Genomic DNA, 428 nt, shown 5'->3' with positions numbered 1-428 from the left:
TGTGCGCGCCACGGGCATCGAGGCCGCCGCACGCGAAGCGGTCGATCACCTGACGAGAGCGGAATTGGACGGCTTCTTCATCCATCTCGACGCCGACTGTCTCGACGATGTCATCATGCCGGCTGTCGATTTTCGCGTGCCAGGCGGGTTGTCGTGGGACGAGTTAACGGCCGCGCTCCGGCTTGCCTTGGCGAGCGGCAAGGCAGTCGGCCTCGAGATCACCATCTACAATCCGCGCCTAGATGAGGACGGCAGCGCCGGACGCGGCCTCGCCGATGTACTGGCCGCTGCGCTCGGAACAGCAGCGCCATGACGACGACGAGCCATGTCTGCTCTACGCAGCAAGGAGCGACCGATTTGAGGTCGTTTCTTACTGCCTCATGTTGCGGCGGAATCTGTTTCAAGGCTCCGCATGAGCCGATCGGCTT

At 63.1% G+C, this 428-nt stretch carries 1 protein-coding gene; it reads left to right on the top strand.

Going from position 1 to position 428, the window contains the following annotated elements; genetic code table 11:
• A partial coding sequence (locus tag EN943_RS37430) for an arginase family protein (RefSeq protein ID WP_206522901.1) occupies positions 1 to 313 on the top strand: 313 nt, incomplete at its 5' end.
• Positions 314 to 428: the final 115 nt, after the last annotated feature.

The organism is Mesorhizobium sp. M7A.F.Ca.US.006.01.1.1 (genome assembly GCF_003997935.1).
Classification (GTDB): domain Bacteria; phylum Pseudomonadota; class Alphaproteobacteria; order Rhizobiales; family Rhizobiaceae; genus Mesorhizobium.
Note: the sequence above shows the minus strand (reverse complement) of the source record. Positions and strands in the feature narration are given on the sequence as shown.